The sequence below is a fragment of the Sphingomonas sp. 2SG genome (assembly GCF_005503285.1).
In the GTDB taxonomy this organism is placed as follows: Bacteria; Pseudomonadota; Alphaproteobacteria; order Sphingomonadales; family Sphingomonadaceae; genus Sphingomonas; species Sphingomonas taxi.
In genome coordinates, this window is record NZ_SCMZ01000105.1 from 1 (window position 1) to 1,689 (window position 1,689).

Genomic DNA, 1,689 nt, shown 5'->3' on the forward strand with positions numbered 1-1,689 from the left:
GGTGCGTCGGCAGTCATGCGACCTGCTCCTTGATGAGGTCCGTCAGCGCGTCGGCCGCGCGGGTGCGATAGCGTTCCTTGTGGCGCAGCGCGTGGAAGGCGCGATCGGGTAACCCAAGCGGCAACTCGACCAGATCGCCGGCCTTGAGCGCGCGTGCGACGACCAATCGCGACAACACAGCGACGCCGGCACCGGCCTCGACCGCGGTACGCACCGCCTCGTTGGACGGCAGCGTCATCGCTACTGTCAGCTGGGCCGGATCAAACCCGCGCGTTCGCAGCACGTCCTCGAAGGTCGAGCGCGTGCCCGAACCCTGCTCGCGGACGATCCAGCGTGCAGCGCGAAGCCAGTCCTCGTCGACGCGCCCGGCGTCCTCATGGCCGACCAGCACCATCGGGTCACGCCCGACATTCCAGAGGGCGAGCGCCGGTTCGTCCACCTCGCCCTCGACGAAACCGAGCTCCGCCGCGCCGCTCAGGATCTGCGCTGCTGCACCTTCGGTGTTGTCGATCGCCAGTTCGACCGCGATCTGCGGGTGGCGTTCGTAGAAGGAGGCGAGCTTTGCCGGCAACCAGTAGCTCGCGATCGTCTGGCTTGCGACGATCCGCAACGAACCACGGGCAAGCCCGGCATAGTCCGCCAGCATCGTCTCGGCATGCGCTGCCCGCCCCAGCACTGCGCGCGCTTCCTCCAGAAAGCCGCGGCCTGCTTCGGTCAGCTGGATGCCACGCCCGACACGGTGAAACAGAGGAACCCCGTAGCGCGCTTCGAGGGCCGCGACCGCGCCGGAGGCAGCGGACTGCGTGACGTTCAGCACCTCCGCTGCCTTGGTGACGTGTTCGCGCTCGGCGACACCGACGAATATTCTGAGTTGCTCCAGGGTCATGCAGCTTATATCGCGCAATCTTATCGATACGACCAACCGTTTGATCCGTTTATTTCAATCTGGATATCGGAACGATCGGTAATCCTTCGTCTGCGATAGTCTTGAAGATTTGAAGCGATCCGCGCGCTTGCGGCGTTGGTTCGTCCATGACTGATATGATCGAGCGCAAATCCGAGCCCTACAACGCCGAGCCGACGCCCGGCGCGCTGATCGAGCGGTTCCTGACGCCGCAGGCGCTGTTCTACGTGCGCAGCCATGGTGCGGTGCCTGATCTGCCTGCCGATCACCGGATCGAGGTCAGCGGGATGAGCATGGAAAGACGCTCCTTCTCGGTGGAGGAGTTGAAGAGCGCGTTGGCCACGCGGACGGTGACGGCAGTTCTCCAGTGCGCCGGCAACCGGCGCACGGATCTTCAGCAGTTCGCAAAAACGTCCGGCGACCCGTGGGACGTGGGCGCGATCGGCAATGCGGAGTGGACCGGCGTACGACTGTCCGACGTACTGGATGCCGTCGGTGCGCCGGATGCGTCCGACCTGTTCGTGGCGTTCACCGGAGCGGACGAGGTGGACGTCGAAGGCGAGGAAGCATTGTTCGGGGTCTCGATCGCCATGGATAAGGCGCGGCAACCCGACGTCCTCATTGCCTGGGCGATGAACGGCGAGCCGCTGACGCCCGAACACGGCGCACCGATCCGCATGGTGGTGCCGGGCTATGCCGGGGTGCGGAGCGCCAAATGGCTGACACGGATCGAGGTGCGCGAGACGCCATCCGACGCACCGATCCAGGCGCACGACTACAAGCTC

At 65.4% G+C, this 1,689-nt stretch carries 2 protein-coding genes; one reads left to right on the forward strand and one right to left on the reverse strand.

Annotated elements, in window-relative coordinates; all coding sequences use genetic code 11:
* Positions 1 to 13: 13 nt before the first annotated feature.
* Positions 14 to 886, reverse strand: a complete 873-nt coding sequence (locus FFS23_RS19885; RefSeq protein ID WP_056626652.1) for a LysR family transcriptional regulator — start codon at positions 884 to 886, stop codon at positions 14 to 16.
* 146 nt (positions 887 to 1,032) lie between these two features.
* Between FFS23_RS19885 and FFS23_RS19890 the strand changes: the two genes are divergently transcribed.
* A partial coding sequence (locus tag FFS23_RS19890; protein WP_171009568.1) for a molybdopterin-dependent oxidoreductase occupies positions 1,033 to 1,689 on the forward strand: 657 nt, incomplete at its 3' end.